The organism is Mesorhizobium sp. M8A.F.Ca.ET.181.01.1.1 (assembly GCF_004792025.1).
GTDB lineage: Bacteria > Pseudomonadota > Alphaproteobacteria > Rhizobiales > Rhizobiaceae > Mesorhizobium.
Genome location: NZ_SRTV01000003.1, coordinates 537,755 through 552,742 on the forward strand (window position 1 = coordinate 537,755; position 14,988 = coordinate 552,742).

Sequence of the window (14,988 nt, forward strand, 5' to 3'; positions counted from 1 at the left end):
TCGAATGGAGCAACCCGATGGATCGCCTCAGCGGCCTTCTGGCCTTCGCCCGCACGGCCGAATTCGGCAGCTTCGTCGCCGCCGGCCGGGCACTCGGCATCTCCGCTTCAGCGGTAGGCAAAAGTGTCGCGCGGCTCGAACAGGAGCTCGGCGTGCGGCTGCTGCAGCGCTCCACGCGGCGGATCGGCCTGACCGAAGAGGGCAAGCTGTTCAATGAGCGCGTGCGGCGCATCCTGGACGACATCGACGATGCCGAGGCGATGCTGTCGCGGACACGGGAGACGCCGCGCGGGCGGCTTCGCGTCTCGACCCCGATCGTCACCTACCACCTCTTGCTGCCGGTGCTGTCGGAGTTCATGGCGCGCTATCCCGAGATCGAGCTCGATATCGACTTCAACGACCGCATCGTCGACGTCATCGAGGAAGGCATCGACGTTGCCATCCGCAGCGGCGAGCTGCCCGATTCACGATTGGTGTCGAGGCCCATTGCCCCCTTCCGCATGATGCTGTGCGCGGCGCCGTCCTATCTCGACCGTCACGGCATGCCCGGCACGCCGGCCGACCTCATCAGGCATTTCGGCATAAATTTTCGCTATCTCAACAGCGGCAGGCTGCTGGAGTGGCCGTTCGCCACCGGGAGTGCCGAGCCGGAGATCCGCTCGATGTTGACCTGCAACAATATGGAAGCCTTGAAGGGCGCCACGATCGCCGGTCTGGGCATCGCCTGCATGCCGGATTTCCTGGTGCGCGAGGCGCTGAGCGAAGGAAAATTGCGTACCGTGCTCGACGACCAGGTCGATGGCCGTGGCCAGTTCCGAATGCTGTGGCCATCCAACCGCCATTTGTCGCCAAAGGTGCGCGTCTTCGTCGATTTCCTTCCCGAACGGCTCGCGGCGGCGCGGTAACTCGCCGGTGCCGGGCTTTCACGTCCTGATGCTCCTGGCCACCAGCCGCGCGATGCTCGGGCCTACTAGCAGCACGATCAGGAAGCGCGCCGACTGCAGCGCCATGACGAAGGAGATGTCGACGTTGTGCGCGGCGGCGGCGATGATGGCGACGCTGTCCATGCCGCCGGGGCTGGTCGCCAGGTAGGCGGTCAGCGGGTCGACGCCGGCGAGACGGCTGATGAGAAAGGCAAGGCCGCCGCAAAAGGCGATCAGCGCGACGATCGAAGCGATGATCTGCGGCAGCGCGCGCGCCGCATGGCGCAGGATCGGCCTGGTGAAGTTCAGGCCAATCGACCAGCCGACCATCGCGTAACTGAGCGCCAGCAGCCATTGCGGCAATTGCATCGGCACCCCGAGACCGAGATGGATGATGGTGCCGAAAATGAAGCTGCCGAGGAAGAAGGGCGAGGGCAGCCGGCAAAGCCTGCCGGCCAGGCCGCCGATGATTGCCATGCCGATCGTGGCGGCGAATGGTTGCGGATCGATCTCGGGGAACCAGACGATGGCCGGGACCTCGATGCCCGAGGTGTCGACCCACATCTTGGCGACGAGGGCCGCCGTCATCGACACGAAGATGACGCGCAGATACTGCATGAAGGCGACAAGGCGCTGGTCGGCGCCAAAGGCGCCGGCCATCAGCACCATGGCGGTAGCCGCCCCCGGCGAAGAGCCCCAGACGGCGGTGGTGCCGGGCAGGATGCGCCAGCGGCTGATCAGCCAGCCAAGCAGGCTGGAGGCCGCGACCGTGGCGATCACCACGCCGAGGAACAGCGGCCATTCCTTGTAGAAGACCGGAAAGATATCGGCCGAGATCGAAGCCGCGACGAGGCAGCCGACGATAGCCTGGGCGGAGCCGAACAGAAGGCGCGGCACACGCACCGTGGCGCCATTGGTGCCGGCGACGATGGCCGCCAGCATCGGTCCGATCAGCAGCGCCGCCGGCAAGGCGGCGAGTTCCAGCGCACCGGCAAACAGCGCGGAGATAACCAGCAGGATCAGCCATTGCCAAGGCTTGCCCAGCCGCGTCATGCGCTCGACGGCGGGCTGGTCGGGAGGTGGCTGCTCGGCCGCGGAATCCATGCTCTGGTCTTAGACCGGGATGCGAAAAATGCGAACCCCGGCGTACCGGAAAAGCAGGTCCCGGCGCCTCAGCCGGTTTTGGCCTCAGCCAACCCAAAGCCGCCGACGGGATGCGTCTCCACCTGGAACTCGAAGCCGCCGATGAAGGGCCGCGCCTTGGCGATGGCCGCCTGGACTTCCGGAAGCTGCAGCGAGGCCTTGTGGCTTGCCTGATCGGTCCACACTTCGGTCACCCAGATCGCGTCGGCGTCGGCCGGGTCGGTGGCGATGATATAGCTCAGGCAGCCGGGCAGGGCGCCGGTGCTCTCGCGCAGCACAGTCATGACAGCGTCGCGTTGGCCGCGCGCCGCCCGCATCTTGCCGATCAGTCCGTACATGTCGTCGTCTCCCCCAGGGTTGGCGCGAAAGGAGTGTGTCCAGTATGCCGGTCGCTGGTCAAGGCATCAACTGGCCGCCATTGACCTCGATCACCTGGCCCGTGATGTAGCCGCTCAACAGGTCCGATGAGAGGAACAGATAGGCGCCGACGCAATCTTGCGCCGTGCCGGCGCGGCCCTGCGGAATGGTGGCGACCATGCCCTTCATCTGCTCGTCGGTCGAATAGCGTTCGTGGAAGGGAGTGAGGATGGTGCCCGGCGCCACGGCGTTGACGCGAATGCCGAAGCCGATCAGTTCCTTGGCCATGCCGCGCGTGACGTTGGAGACGAAGGCCTTGGCCGAGCCGTAAAGGCCGGCGCCGCCGCCGGCGCCATTGCGCGCGGCGATCGACGAGGTGTTGACGATGAAGCCGCCCTGTTTCTTCAGCCATGGCATCGCCTTGCGCGAGGCGGTCAGCACCGAGCGGGCGTTGAGATCCATCACCGCGTCGTAATGCGCCTCGGTCTGCTCGGCATAGGGGATGCGGCCAAGCATGCCGCCGGCATTGTTGACCAGCCCGTCGAGGCGGCCGAAATGTCGCGCGCTGTCCTCGACGACGCGCTCGACATCGGCGGGAAGAGAAAAATCGCCCTGGACGAGGAAGACCTCGCCGCCGCGGTCGCGAATGGTCTGGCCGAGTTTCTCGGCGGCGTCGCGGCTGGAATTGTAGTGCAGCGCCACCCTGCATTTCTGCTCGGCATAGGCGAGCGCGAGCGCCGCGCCGATGCCGGTCGAGGCGCCTGTGACCAGCACCGCCTTGCCGGCGAGATCGGGGATGACAAGACCAAGGGCTGTCTCTGGCACTGCTGTTCCTCCGGGGATTCCGATATTGTTGGCGGGTCTTGCCACCCTTGCATTCGAGGCGGTGCCGCTTCAAGGCCTGAGATAGACATAGCCCTGGCTTTGCAATTCGGCGAGCTTGACGACGCCGCCTTGGTCGGCGGCATGGAAGCCGTCGAGCAGGTCGGCGAGCGTAATATCCATGCCGCGCATGGTGTTGCCGCAGGCATGCGGGTCGAGCCCTTGCTGGACAAGACCGGCAAAGCGACCCGAAATCGCCGCCGATATGCCCTTCGACTTGAAGCCGGCAAGGGCTGGACCATGCACGACCAGCGCGATCTCGACGTTGCCGCCGGTGCCCTCATAGTGGTTCTTGATGTTGCCAAGCACGAAATTGACCTTGTCGAGGTCGCTGAGGTGATAGACGACCTTCAGCCTGGCAGGCTCGGTGGTTGCCGCCCGGACCGCCCGCAGGCCGAGAAGCGTTCCGGCTCCGGCGAGAACCGCCCGGAACATGTCACGTCGGCGCATGGCGTCCCCTCCCTGGCTTGCCGGCGCAGCGCAATTTGCGTGGCCGCTGCCGCAATACTAGCATAAATTGACCTTACGTCCTGTCGAGGCGGAGGAGGGGGGCACATGGCGTTCTGGGAATGGAAGACGTTCGCCGGCGCCGGACTTGGCGCCGCACTGCTTGGCGGACTTGTGGGTTCTGCTTTTGCCGATGATACGCTCAAGCTCACCGAACTCAGCCCCAACGGGGCGGACGCCTGTTTCGGCCGGGTCTATGACGCGGCGCACCTCAAGGCGCATCCGAAGCAGAAAGTGGCGCGGATCTTCTTCTACTACGGCCATGATCCGGTCAGCCGTCCGAATGAGGAACCGAGCGCGAATTCCGATACGTCCTACAATGGTTTCCTCACCACCACGGTGCGTGGCGCCAAGGCGCCGGAATGGGCCGGCGGCTGGTGCAATCACGAGTCCGAGGACGACAAATCGGGCCCGATCCGCTGCGGCATGGATTGCGACCGTACGCTGGCGTCGCTGAAGGTCGACGACAAGGGCCGGCTGATCCTGTCGGACCTGTCTTCCGATATCTACCTCGATCCGGATTCGGAGGAGCAGCTCGGCAAGGCGGAATATGTCAGGCAGGCGCTCGGTTCGGAGGACGACAATTTTCGCCTCGACCCGATGCCGGCGGCGACCTGCAAGGCCGAGTTCGCACGCATCGATCCGATCGACCCGGCGCTTGGGCCGCCACTGCGCGAGCGGTTCAAACCCGATCAGGCCTTCTGCTACGGGCACGACTATGACGCCGCGCATATGAGTTCGCATCCCGACCAGTTGACGCAGTCGATCCGGGTGTTCCGCGGACCGGTTGAACTGGCATCCTTCGCTTCCGGCGGCGATATCGCGAACTGGCCCGACGGCGCCGACATCGCCATCTCGGTCACCACGCGGCAGAAGGGGGCCAAGGTCACGCAGACCTATTCCTGCCAGGGCGAGGCCGACCAGTGGCGCTGCGCGGCGAGCGCCAAGATGAGCGATTTCTCCTGCGACATCGCGCAAAAGGAAATCTTCCTCAAGCGCGGCGCCAACGGAACCATCATGCTGGCCAATCCCAACAGCAGCATTGCAATCGTCGACCTGTGCTCGAAAGCCGCCGACGGCAAGACGAAGTCGGATGACAAGGTCTATCGGCTGCAGGCGATGCCACAATCGGCTTGTGCGCCGTGAGCACGGGCTTGTCTACAATGCCGCGAAGGGATATATCTTTGCTATATCTCATTTGAGGATGGCATGATGGACAAGGCAAAGGTGTTCTGGTCGGGCCGGTCACAAGCTGTGCGTCTGCCCAAAGAGTTTCGTTTCGAAACGGACGAGGTTTCGATCCGTCGCCATGGGCATACTGTCATACTTGAGCCACTCGTGCAGGATTGGGCGTGGCTTGACCAGGTGATCGGACCAGTCGACGAGGATTTTGTCGAAGCGGCGCTGGAACGGCAGGAGGGGCAGGATAGACCTGCCTTGGACGACATCTTCAAGTGATCTATCTGCTTGATACCAACGCCGTTATTGCCGTCATCAAAGGTGACGCGAGTCTACTCGCGCTTCTGAAACAGCACACGCCGCAGGATTTTTCGCTTTCGGCGATCGTGGCACATGAACTGTACTATGGTGCCGAAAGGAGCCAGAGAAGAGCTGAAAATCTGGCGCGCATCGAAGCTTTGCAATTCCCGGTGCTTGAATTCGATCGAGAGGACGCGAGGCATGCCGGAGAGATTCGGGCAACGCTTGCAGCGTTGGGGACGCCAATTGGCCCCTATGATGCGCTCATTGGCGGGCAGGCGCGCGCTAGAAGCCTCATTCTGATCACCCGCAACGTCCGGGAATTCGAGCGCATCAACGGCCTCTCAATCGAGACTTGGTGAACCGCCTCAGGCGAACGGCACCGCCGTCGTACCCTTGGGCAGTTTTGCCTCATCATCCGGCTCGACATGGATGGTCACCCGCACCGAAGGGAGTTCGGCCTTCAGCGCGTCCTCGATGCGATCGCAGATGACGTGGCTGGCACCGACCGACATGTCGGCGTCGACGACCAGATGGAATTCGATGAAGGTGGCGCGGCCGGCGATGCGGGTCTTGAGGTCGTGCACCTCCATCGCGCCTTTGCAATTGGCCGAGATGATGTCGCGGATGCGCATGTGCTCCGCCGTGCCGACGGCCCGGTCCATCAGGCCGTTCATCGACGAGCCGATGACATGCCAGCCCTGCCACAGGATGTTGAGCGCGACGATGACGGCCAGTGCCGGGTCGAGGATTTGCCAGCCAGTCAGGATTGCTCCGACCAAGCCGCCGAAGACGCCGATCGAGGTTACCACATCGGTCATGATGTGATTGCCGTCGGCGACCAGCGCCGGTGACTTTTCGGCTCGGCCCACGCGGATCAGCGCCCAGGCCCAGAAGGCATTGATGACGGTGGCGACGCCGTTGACGGCAAGGCCTTTCCAAGGCTGTTCGAGCGGAGCCGGCGCCTGCCAGGAGCGCCAGACTTCGTTCAGGATCAAAAGCGCCGCGAGCACGATCAGTACGCCTTCGAGCACGGCCGAGAAATACTCGGCCTTGTGGTGGCCGAAGGGGTGATCCTGGTCGGCCGGCTTGTAGCTGACCTGGATCGCCCAGAAGGCGGCGACCGAGGCGATGACGTTGACGATCGATTCCAGCGCGTCCGAATAGAGCGCCACGGATCCGGTTATGTACCAGGCGGCGGCTTTCAGCGCGAGCACGACAAAGGCGATCACGATCGACCAGAAGGCAAGGGTGGCGACCTTGCGCTTCGCGGCGGCCCTCGCCGTGATCGCCATGGTGTTCTCGGCTTCGGCCATTACCGTCAGGCTGCCTTTTCCTTGGCCTTGCGCGGCAAATGCGCAACGATGTTCTCGATGATGCGCATGCCGGCATTGTGGCCGAGCGTCATGATCGATTCCGGATGGAACTGCACCGCTGCGATCGGCTCCTTGCGGTGCTCGAAGGCCATGATGACGCCGTCCTCGGTCTCGGCTGTCACCATGAAATCATCCGGCAGGCGCACCGGATCGGCGAAGATCGAGTGGTAACGGCCGACGGTGACTTCCTTCGGCAGGCCTGAGAAGATGATACCCGGCTTCGAGACGCGGATGCGCGACGGCTTGCCGTGCATGGGAATGTGCAACTGCCTGAGTTCGCCACCATAGGCCTCGGCCAGCGCCTGCAGGCCAAGGCAGACGCCGAAGATCGGCAGGTCGCGGGCGCGCGCTCGTCTGATGGTCGCCGCGCAGTCGAAATCCTTGGGCGTACCGGGTCCGGGCGACAGCACGACGAGATCGGGCTTCAGCCGGTCGAAGACTTCCTCCGGCACCGGCGTGCGCACGGTCGAGACATTGGCGCCGGTCTGGCGGAAGTAGTTGGCCAGCGTGTGGACGAAGGAGTCCTCGTGGTCGACCAAAAGGATGTTGACACCGTCGCCGACGCGCGCGGATGCGCGCTCGGTGCTGGTCGAATTGCCCGTCTTGGCGTCACGGATGGCGGAGAGCATGGCGGATGCTTTCAGTTCGGTTTCGGCTTCTTCTTCCTCGGGAATGCTGTCGAAGAGCAATGTAGCGCCCGCGCGCACCTCGGCGATGCCGTCCTTGATGCGGATGGTGCGCAAGGTCAGGCCGGTGTTCATGTCGCCGTTGAAGTTGACCATGCCGATGGCGCCGCCATACCAGGCGCGCGGGCTCTTCTCGTTCTGCTCGATGAAGCGCATGGCCCACAGTTTCGGCGCGCCGGTGACGGTGACCGCCCAGGCGTGCGAGAGAAACGCATCGAAAGCGTCCATGCCCTCGCGCAGCCGCCCCTCGATATGATCGACCGTATGGATCAGGCGCGAATACATCTCGATCTGGCGGCGGCCGATGACGCGCACCGAGCCTGGATCGCAGACCCGCGACTTGTCGTTGCGGTCGACGTCCGAGCACATGGTGAGCTCGGATTCGTCCTTCTTGGAGTTGAGCAGCTTGATGATCTGCTCGGAGTCCGAAATGGCGTCGTCGCCGCGCTTGATGGTGCCGGAGATCGGGCAGGTCTCGACGCGGCGGCCGTTGACGCGCACGAACATCTCAGGCGACGCGCCGATCAGGTATTCGTTCTCGCCCAGATTGATGAAGAAGCAATAGGGCGACGGGTTGATGGACTTCAGCTTGCGCGAAATCTCGGATGGCTGCGTCTCGCAGCGCTCGTAGAACATCTGGCCGGGGACGACCTCGAACAGGTCGCCGCGCTTGAAAGAGTCCATCGCCCGGCGCACCAGATTGGCGTATTCGCCGGGCTCATGATCGCCGCGCGGCGGGATGCGATCGGCGGTCTTGAACGGCTCGGCGATCTGGTCGCGCGGCAGGCCTTCGGTCGAAAAACCCTCGCCCGCATAGTCGTAGCGGTCGGTCCAGGCCTTGGCCGAATAGTGGTCGACGACCAGGATCTCGTCGGGCAGGAACAGCACCAGGTCGCGCTGGCTTTCCTTGCGAACCAGCGTGTGGTCGACCGGGTCGAACTGGAAGGCGAGGTCGTAGCCGAAGGCGCCGTAGAGGCCGAGATTGGCATCTTCGGCCGTCTTGAACAGAGCGGTGATGGCGCGCAGCACGGTGAAGACCGAGGGAACGCGGCTGCGTTCCTCTTCGGTGAAGACACGGCCGGGCTTGGCGACGTCGAGGCGGATCAGCTTTTTCGAAGTCTCGGCGATCGTGACCTCGGAGAGACCGCCGAGCGTCCTGCCGATGACCGGCAACAGTGCCTCGCCACGGCCGTTCAACGCCTCGATGCGCATGGCACGGCCGCGCGCGGAGATGACCAGCGGCGGATCGATGATGGCCGTATCCCAGCGCGTATAGCGGCCGGGATATTCGTAATTGGAGGAAAACACCGCGCCCCGACGGGAATTCAGCCCATCGACATAAGTGTCGATCGCCCCTTCATAGGGCCGGTCGTGGCGCACGCGGGTGATGGTGATGCCACCCGCCGTCACGAAGCTTTCAGCGCCGTTTTCCAGAACCTTCAACGTCATTGCCGTCTCCATCAGCTACTTGGGCAACGGACCCGGGAATGGCTTGAAAAAAACAAATGGCCGCCCGGACATTCCGTTGCGGCCACCTCTCTTTTCACGCGCACGCGTTAAAACAGGCCGCTGTCAGCAGGCCCACCACCAAATGGTCTTGGTCGAACGCATGTTCATGGCGATTCCCTTAGCGGCGATTGGGCGGCGGCGCAACTGGATTCGACGGAGGCTCAGTCTTCCAGCGTGCCCGACCTGGCGTCGCCGCTCTTCCTGTCGCCGACCAGTTTCAACAGGTCCTCGCCGGCGCGGATGATGCGGCGCGAGCGCCGCGTCAGGATGATGCCGTCCTGCGGCGCGAACACTTCGGTGCGGCCATCGGCTTCGCCCGGTGCGTGGACGATGGTGGCGAGGCGCGCGCCCTTGGCGACGCGGTCGCCGGGCTTCACGTCATAGAGGACGGCACCGGCACGGGGTGCGGGCATCATGTCGATGTTTTCCAGCGGCGCCGCGACACCCGTGAACGGGCCGGGTGCGGGGAGGGTGGTGTCGGATATCACGCCGCGCATCGCCAGCAGCCGGTAGAGGCCTGCCGCGTCGGCCGAGGCGAGCGCGCCATCGACATCGAGGATGCCCCGATATTCGACGGTGGTGGCGACGCGCCTGTCAAGCTTCGCCACATCGGCTGATGCGTTCTGGTAGGGCATGATCGAGGCGCCCTCGAAAGTGCCGTCGGTGTCCTCGCTCCACAGCACGACGGCATCGACGCCCATGGCGGCGGCGCAATCGGCCATGGCTGGCCAGAGGCTGGAGTGGACATAGAGATAGGCAAGGCCCTCGTCGTCGCAGTGCAGGTCGAGCACGATGTCGTGGCCGAGCGAAAGCTGCACTAGGCGCGACTTCAGCCGCTGGTCGGCGCCGCCAAAGGTGGCGTCTGGCAAGAGCCTGGCGTCGGGCGCGGCCAGCAGCGGAAAGCCGCGGTTGAAGTTGGTGCGGGTGCCCAGATGAAAGCGGCCCTGGTGCTCGCCGAAATGATATTGCGCGCGGCCGATCGGGTTGGCCCAGGGCACGATGGTGATGTTGCCCTTGATACGACCTTCGGCCTCGGCCTTGCTCAACATCGGTATCAACGCATCGATGGCGACGACGCCCGGCAATTCGCCGGCATGGAGTGCGGCCTGCAGGTAGGTCGACGGGGCCGCCTTGTCGGCGCCGTCGAAGCGGAACACGGGGAATTCGTAGGAAACCCCGTCGCTGTCACCGGCGATGCGTTCGATCGATTTCTGCATGACGTTCTCCATCAAGAGCGAGAAGACATGCCCATTTGAAGGTGCCGATGTCGATTGGTCCAGCCCGCCGCGCTATGGGCGCAAGAGTAGTCTTTTGCCTTGCCGCATGTCGTTGACCCAAAACCGCTGCGCACTTTTGGGAGGACAGGCAGTTATTCGGCGGCAGGCTGGAGGGCGGCGACCGGCGCGCGCCTGTCCAGCGCCTGCGATAGCACCGCCACGCCAACCGCCAGCAGGGCGAGCACCGCGCCGACCAGCGGCAAATCGGCATAGGAAACGCCCGCCGACAGCGCCACGCCGCCGATCCAGGCGCCGCCGGCATTGCCGACATTGAAGGCGCCCTGGTTCAGCGTGGCGGCAAGGTTCGGTCCTTCCGACGCCGCCTCGACGACACGGATCTGCAGCGGCGGCACGACGACGAAGATGAGCACGCCCCACAGGAAGACGATGCCGATGGCGACGCTGGCGATGGCGCCGAACTGGATGAAGCCGAGGAACAGCAGGGCCATCAGCAGCAGTGTGCCGATCACCGTCGGCATCAGTTTCCAGTCGGCCAGCCTGCCGCCGATGATGTTGCCGATGGTCATGCCGGCGCCGAACAGCAGAAGCACCCAGGTGACCGCCGCTGTCGACAGGCCCGACACGTCGGTGAGATAGGGTTTGATATAGGTGAAGACGGCGAACAGGCTGGCCGAGGTCAGTGCCGCGATCAGCATCGCCAGCCACACCTGCAGCTTGCCAAGCACGCGGACTTCGGCACGCAGACCGCCGCCGCTCGGTTCCGTGACGTCCGACGGCACCAGCCAGGCGATGGCCGCGACCGAGATCAGGCCGATGCCGACCACGGCCAGGAACGTGGCCCGCCAGCCAAAGGCTTCGCCGAGCGCGGTGCCGGCCGGAACGCCGAGGATGTTGGCGAGCGTCAGGCCGGCGAACATCAGCGCGATGGCGCTGGCGCGCTTGTTGCGCGGCACCAGGCTTGCGGCGACGACCGAGCCGATGCCGAAGAAGGCGCCGTGGCCGAAAGCGGTGAAGACGCGCGCCGCCATCAGCAGCCAGTAATTGGGCGCGATGGCGCAGAAGAGGTTGCCGACGACGAACAAAGCGGCGAGCCCCACCAGCACGGGCTTGCGCGGCAGATGCGCGGTGGCCATGGCCACAACGGGCGCGCCGAAGACGACGCCCAGCGCATAGCCCGTGACCAGCAGTCCGGCGGCCGGGATCGTCACGCCGAGATCGGCGGCGACCTCCGGCAGCAGGCCCATGATGACGAATTCGGTGGTGCCGATGCAGAAGGACGCAATGGCAAGCGCAAGGATCGGCAAAGGCATGGGAGGTCCAGACTGAATCGGTTCAATTTCAGACTGCGCGAGGATCCCTGCCGGGCACAACGTCTATTGCCGCAATGCAGCAATGCAGAAAGTCGGGAGCTTGACGAGAGTGGCTCAGGCCAGCGGCTTCAGCTCCTGGGCGATGGTGGGCAGCAGTTCCGAGACATTCGGGTGAATGTGCATCGCGCGCGCCAGCGTGTCGACCGGCGCCTTGGCGTACATCAGGTCGAGCACGCAATGCACCGCCTCGTCGCCGCCCGGGCCGAGCACCGAGCAGCCGAGGATCTCCCTGGTGTCGGCGTCGACCAGGATCTTCATGAAGCCTTGCGTCTCGCCCTTCTCGACGGCGCGGCCGACGCGCGTCATCGGCCGCTGGCCAACAAGCACGCGGCGTCCGGATTTCCTCACCGCCGTCTCGGTCATGCCGCAGCGGCCGAGCGGCGGATCGATGTAGAGCGCATAGGCCTCGATGCGGTCGCTGATCCTCCGTGGGTCATTGTCGAGCAGATTGGCGGCGACGATCTCGTAGTCGTTGTAGGAGGTGTGGGTGAAGGCGCCTTTGCCGTTGCAATCGCCCATAGCCCAGATGCCGGGCACGCTGGTGCGCAGCTGGTCGTCGACAATGACGAAGCCGCGCTTGTCGACCTCGACACCGGCCCTGTCGAGGCCGAGGTCATCGGTGTTGGGAGTGCGTCCCAGCGCCAGCAGCACATGCGACCCTATCGCGGGCGGCTGGCCGGCGGAGAAAGTCACGGCAATGTCCTCGCCCTGTCTGGCGAAGCCGATGTCGTCGGCGCCGACATGAACGGCGATGCCTTCGTTTTCGAGGATCGACAGGATGACGGCCGAGACGTCCTCGTCCTCGCGGCCGGTCAGGCGCGGGCTCTTTTCGATGACGGTGACGTCCGAGCCGAAGCGGCGGAACATCTGCGCGAATTCGAGCGAGATATAGCTGCCGCCGACGATGATGAGGTGGCGCGGCAGCACGTCGAGATCCATCATCGAGGAATTGGTCAGGTAGTCGATGTCGTGGATGCCGGGCAGGTCCGGAACCGAGGCACGGCCGCCGGTGTTGAGGAAGATTTTCGGCGCGGTCAAAAGGTCTTCGCCGACGCGCACCGTGTTGGCGGATTCGAAGCGCGCGTGGCCGCGATAGAGCGTGCAGCCCTTCATGCCGGCGATCCAGGTCTCCAGATTGCCGCGGGCGTCGTTCGTCACCTTGTCCTTGCGCGCCTTGATCCTTTGAAAGTCGACCCCGACCGGACCGGGAAGGGTCACGCCATAGTCGGCGGCGCGCCGTGCCAGATGCGCGGCATAGGCGCTGGCGACCATGGTCTTGGTCGGCAAGCAGCCGGTGTTGACACAGGTGCCGCCGACCAGCTTGCGCTCGACCAGCGCCACGCTCATGCCGGCGGCCGTCAGCCGGCCCGCCAATGGCGACCCCGCCTGGCCGGCGCCGATGATGATGGCGTCGAAGGTTTTCGTCGTCATGCAACCGCCGCCACGATCAGCAGCCCGCCGATGATCGCCACAGCGTCCTCGATGAAGGCGGCGGGCGGGTCCTTGCCGAAGGCGGCCGCCAGCCGGCCGCGCGCTTCGGCGCCACCGAGCGTGCCGATGACCGCGCCGATGGCGCCGGCGATCAGGCACACGATGGTGGCGCCGCCGGCCGCGCCGATCACCGCGCCAGAGAAGGCGCCGAGCAGGATGCGGGCGCCGAACTGCTGCGGCACCTTGCGGCTTGGCGTCGACGGCAGCTGGTCGGTGACCAGTTCGACGATGGCCAGGATGGTGAAGATCCCGACAGCCGCCCAATGGCTCATGAAGCTCGCCCAGGTGCCGGCAACCGGCAGCCAGCCGAGATAGGCGCCCCAGGCGACGGCGGCAGGTGCCGTCATGGCGCGCAGGCCGGCAATGACGCCGATCAGAAGTGCAAGAATGTAGAGCATGGTCGATCCCCCTCGATCCCGGGCCGGGACGGCCCTGAGACGGCAGGCTACCATAGGCCGGATATTTGACTAGGCCGTAGACTCACAAGCGTGCAAACGTAGCCGGGCTGGAAGCGCCGAGCGAACATGCTCGGCTCCATGAGTCAATGTTTCAGTTGACTGATGGTGCGTTGACCGCAAATTGCGCGGCGAAAGCCCTGATATAAGCGGGTCGTGCTTCCCCGCGCGCGACATAGGCAGCCAGGTTTTGATACTCGTCCAGAATGCCTGACATTCTCAGTCGCAGCAGCACCGATACCATCAACAGATCGCCGGCGCTGAACGCATCATCGAGCCAGTCGGCGACGCCCAGATGAGCCGAGAGCCTGTCCAGCGGGGCGCGAACACGGTCCTTTACCAGCGGCAGGCGCTCCTCGCTCCAGGGCTTGTCAGCTTCGAAAATCCTTGCCGTGGTCAATTCGAGGACCGGCGGCTCGATGGTGTTCAATGCGGCAAACATCCACGTGATCGCACGCGCGCGGGCATCGCGCTCCTTCGGCAGCAGCCCCGCATGCTGCTCGGCAAGATGAAAGACGATCGAGCCGGTCTCGAACAGCGAGAGAGAACCGTCCTCATAGGTGGGGATCTGGCCGAAGGGGTGGATGGCCAGGTGCTCGGGCGCCTTCATCCCCGCGAAGGAAACAAAACGAACCTCATAGGGCTGCCCCACTTCTTCCAGCGCCCAGCGAACGCGCGTATCGCGCGCCAGTCCCTTGCCGCCATCGGGCGATCGTTCAAACGCCGTGATCGTGATCGTCATCGCATCCGTTTCCTTGCTTGGGCGAATTTCCTCGGCTTCCTATCGAAGGACGAATGAGGTACCCGGAAATCGACAGCGGTCTTGAACTATTTTCATCGCCGGAACAGGCCGCGAATGGCCGCTTGCGATCAAAGGTCATGATCTTACGGTGACCGCAAGGCGCGCAAATTTCGGCCAATCCGGATTATAGGCTTACGGCTTGGTCCTTGCCTCGGCGCTTTTCTGTTCGGGTCAACTGTGCTTTGGCAGTGATCTCAAACGGAGGCACTGCCATGGCTGTGAGCGAACGTGCGAAAATGGCGGCCGGCGAATGGTATACGTGCCTGGATGACGATCTTGGCGCGTTGCGCGCCGTGGCCGCGGATGCCGTGTTCGCACACAATACGCTGCCGCCCCGTCAGCGCGGGAACCTCGGGCCAGCCCTGCGGACACTGCTGGGCGGCGTGGGCGAGGGCGCCCGCATCGAGGCGCCTTTCCATTGCGCCTACGGCTTCAACATCTGTCTCGGCGACGGCGCCTTCCTCAATGCCGGCTGTACCATCCTCGATACCGCTTCGGTGCGCATCGGCAAAGGGACGCTGCTTGGCCCCAATGTGCAGATCTATTGTGCCGAGCACCACAAGGAGCCGGCAGGTCGGCAGGCGGGACTGGAGATCGCCAGGCCGGTCACGATCGGCGACAATGCCTGGATCGGCGGCAGCGCCGTCATCCTTGGCGGCGTCAGCATCGGCGAGGGCGCCATAGTGGGAGCCGGGGCGGTGGTGACGCGCGACGTGGCGGCGAACACGACCGTGGTCGGCAATCCGGCGCGGGTGATCAAACGCGGTTGA

16 protein-coding genes are annotated in these 14,988 nt (G+C 64.6%); 5 read left to right on the forward strand and 11 right to left on the reverse strand.

The window, feature by feature from the left end:
* Window positions 1-17 precede the first annotated feature (17 nt).
* Entirely contained in the window at window positions 18-905 is an 888-nt protein-coding gene (locus EN824_RS15275; RefSeq protein WP_127278815.1) for a LysR family transcriptional regulator, read from the forward strand.
* An 18-nt stretch (window positions 906-923) separates the two neighbouring features.
* Here EN824_RS15275 and EN824_RS15280 read toward each other — a convergent pair whose 3' ends face one another.
* From EN824_RS15280 to EN824_RS15295, 4 genes are all read right to left on the reverse strand, one after another.
* Entirely contained in the window at window positions 924-2,027 is a 1,104-nt protein-coding gene (locus EN824_RS15280; protein ID WP_135918829.1) for an AbrB family transcriptional regulator, read from the reverse strand.
* A 68-nt stretch (window positions 2,028-2,095) separates the two neighbouring features.
* The gene (locus EN824_RS15285) at window positions 2,096-2,404 is read right to left on the reverse strand and encodes a putative quinol monooxygenase (protein WP_023770344.1); all 309 of its coding nucleotides are present in this window, start codon (window positions 2,402-2,404) and stop codon (window positions 2,096-2,098) included.
* Between the two features lie 58 nt (window positions 2,405-2,462).
* Complete coding sequence (locus EN824_RS15290) at window positions 2,463-3,248, reverse strand: SDR family oxidoreductase (RefSeq protein WP_127278952.1); 786 nt, start codon at window positions 3,246-3,248, stop codon at window positions 2,463-2,465.
* 69 nt (window positions 3,249-3,317) lie between these two features.
* On the reverse strand, window positions 3,318-3,755 hold the full coding sequence (locus EN824_RS15295) for a DsrE family protein (RefSeq protein WP_127278953.1): 438 nt from the start codon (window positions 3,753-3,755) through the stop codon (window positions 3,318-3,320).
* A gap of 105 nt (window positions 3,756-3,860) precedes the next feature.
* Here EN824_RS15295 and EN824_RS15300 point away from each other — a divergent pair, with 105 nt between their 5' ends.
* The 3 genes from EN824_RS15300 (at window position 3,861) to EN824_RS15310 (ending at window position 5,653) form a co-directional block, all read left to right on the forward strand.
* Window positions 3,861-4,958 (forward strand): hypothetical protein, encoded by a 1,098-nt coding sequence (locus EN824_RS15300; protein WP_127278954.1) that lies wholly within the window; start codon window positions 3,861-3,863, stop codon window positions 4,956-4,958.
* 66 nt (window positions 4,959-5,024) lie between these two features.
* The gene (gene vapB / locus EN824_RS15305) at window positions 5,025-5,270 is read left to right on the forward strand and encodes a type II toxin-antitoxin system VapB family antitoxin (protein ID WP_127278955.1); all 246 of its coding nucleotides are present in this window, start codon (window positions 5,025-5,027) and stop codon (window positions 5,268-5,270) included.
* Window positions 5,267-5,653 (forward strand): type II toxin-antitoxin system VapC family toxin, encoded by a 387-nt coding sequence (locus tag EN824_RS15310; protein WP_135932449.1) that lies wholly within the window; start codon window positions 5,267-5,269, stop codon window positions 5,651-5,653. Before vapB ends, EN824_RS15310 begins: the two co-directional genes overlap by 4 nt.
* 6 nt (window positions 5,654-5,659) lie before the next feature.
* On the opposite strand, the gene EN824_RS15315 is transcribed toward EN824_RS15310, so the two are convergent.
* From EN824_RS15315 to EN824_RS15345, 7 genes are all read right to left on the reverse strand, one after another.
* Entirely contained in the window at window positions 5,660-6,607 is a 948-nt protein-coding gene (locus EN824_RS15315; RefSeq protein WP_127278957.1) for a cation diffusion facilitator family transporter, read from the reverse strand.
* A 5-nt stretch (window positions 6,608-6,612) separates the two neighbouring features.
* Complete coding sequence (locus EN824_RS15320) at window positions 6,613-8,802, reverse strand: anthranilate synthase (RefSeq protein ID WP_135932450.1); 2,190 nt, start codon at window positions 8,800-8,802, stop codon at window positions 6,613-6,615.
* A 221-nt stretch (window positions 8,803-9,023) separates the two neighbouring features.
* Window positions 9,024-10,079, reverse strand: a complete 1,056-nt coding sequence (locus tag EN824_RS15325) for a succinylglutamate desuccinylase/aspartoacylase family protein (RefSeq protein ID WP_127869794.1) — start codon at window positions 10,077-10,079, stop codon at window positions 9,024-9,026.
* Between the two features lie 152 nt (window positions 10,080-10,231).
* Window positions 10,232-11,410 carry an MFS transporter gene (locus EN824_RS15330; protein WP_135865443.1) on the reverse strand — a complete coding sequence of 393 codons (1,179 nt, stop codon included), beginning with the start codon at window positions 11,408-11,410 and terminating at the stop codon, window positions 10,232-10,234.
* Window positions 11,411-11,524: 114 nt separating this feature from the next.
* On the reverse strand, window positions 11,525-12,901 hold the full coding sequence (locus EN824_RS15335) for an FAD-containing oxidoreductase (protein ID WP_135932451.1): 1,377 nt from the start codon (window positions 12,899-12,901) through the stop codon (window positions 11,525-11,527).
* Complete coding sequence (locus EN824_RS15340; protein WP_135915173.1) at window positions 12,898-13,359, reverse strand: DUF4126 domain-containing protein; 462 nt, start codon at window positions 13,357-13,359, stop codon at window positions 12,898-12,900. The genes EN824_RS15335 and EN824_RS15340 overlap by 4 nt, the downstream gene beginning before the upstream one ends.
* A gap of 151 nt (window positions 13,360-13,510) precedes the next feature.
* Window positions 13,511-14,158 carry a glutathione S-transferase family protein gene (locus EN824_RS15345; RefSeq protein WP_135932452.1) on the reverse strand — a complete coding sequence of 216 codons (648 nt, stop codon included), beginning with the start codon at window positions 14,156-14,158 and terminating at the stop codon, window positions 13,511-13,513.
* Between the two features lie 272 nt (window positions 14,159-14,430).
* On the opposite strand from EN824_RS15345, the gene EN824_RS15350 reads away from it, so the two are divergent.
* Window positions 14,431-14,988, forward strand: coding sequence for a sugar O-acetyltransferase (locus EN824_RS15350; RefSeq protein WP_135929224.1), 558 nt, complete (start codon window positions 14,431-14,433; stop codon window positions 14,986-14,988).

What these genes read in the sequence shown, in the direction of transcription:
- EN824_RS15275 (WP_127278815.1), top strand. Translation starts at nt 18, where the DNA reads ATGGATCGCCTCAGCGGCCTTCTGGCCTTCGCCCGCACGGCCGAATTC.
- vapB (WP_127278955.1), top strand. Translation starts at nt 5,025, where the DNA reads ATGGACAAGGCAAAGGTGTTCTGGTCGGGCCGGTCACAAGCTGTGCGT.
- EN824_RS15350 (WP_135929224.1), top strand. Translation starts at nt 14,431, where the DNA reads ATGGCTGTGAGCGAACGTGCGAAAATGGCGGCCGGCGAATGGTATACG.
- EN824_RS15320 (WP_135932450.1), bottom strand. Translation starts at nt 8,802, where the DNA reads ATGACGTTGAAGGTTCTGGAAAACGGCGCTGAAAGCTTCGTGACGGCG.
- EN824_RS15335 (WP_135932451.1), bottom strand. Translation starts at nt 12,901, where the DNA reads ATGACGACGAAAACCTTCGACGCCATCATCATCGGCGCCGGCCAGGCG.
- EN824_RS15325 (WP_127869794.1), bottom strand. Translation starts at nt 10,079, where the DNA reads ATGCAGAAATCGATCGAACGCATCGCCGGTGACAGCGACGGGGTTTCC.
- EN824_RS15315 (WP_127278957.1), bottom strand. Translation starts at nt 6,607, where the DNA reads ATGGCCGAAGCCGAGAACACCATGGCGATCACGGCGAGGGCCGCCGCG.
- EN824_RS15295 (WP_127278953.1), bottom strand. Translation starts at nt 3,755, where the DNA reads ATGCGCCGACGTGACATGTTCCGGGCGGTTCTCGCCGGAGCCGGAACG.
- EN824_RS15345 (WP_135932452.1), bottom strand. Translation starts at nt 14,158, where the DNA reads ATGACGATCACGATCACGGCGTTTGAACGATCGCCCGATGGCGGCAAG.
- EN824_RS15300 (WP_127278954.1), top strand. Translation starts at nt 3,861, where the DNA reads ATGGCGTTCTGGGAATGGAAGACGTTCGCCGGCGCCGGACTTGGCGCC.
- EN824_RS15280 (WP_135918829.1), bottom strand. Translation starts at nt 2,027, where the DNA reads ATGGATTCCGCGGCCGAGCAGCCACCTCCCGACCAGCCCGCCGTCGAG.
- EN824_RS15330 (WP_135865443.1), bottom strand. Translation starts at nt 11,410, where the DNA reads ATGCCTTTGCCGATCCTTGCGCTTGCCATTGCGTCCTTCTGCATCGGC.
- EN824_RS15340 (WP_135915173.1), bottom strand. Translation starts at nt 13,359, where the DNA reads ATGCTCTACATTCTTGCACTTCTGATCGGCGTCATTGCCGGCCTGCGC.
- EN824_RS15285 (WP_023770344.1), bottom strand. Translation starts at nt 2,404, where the DNA reads ATGTACGGACTGATCGGCAAGATGCGGGCGGCGCGCGGCCAACGCGAC.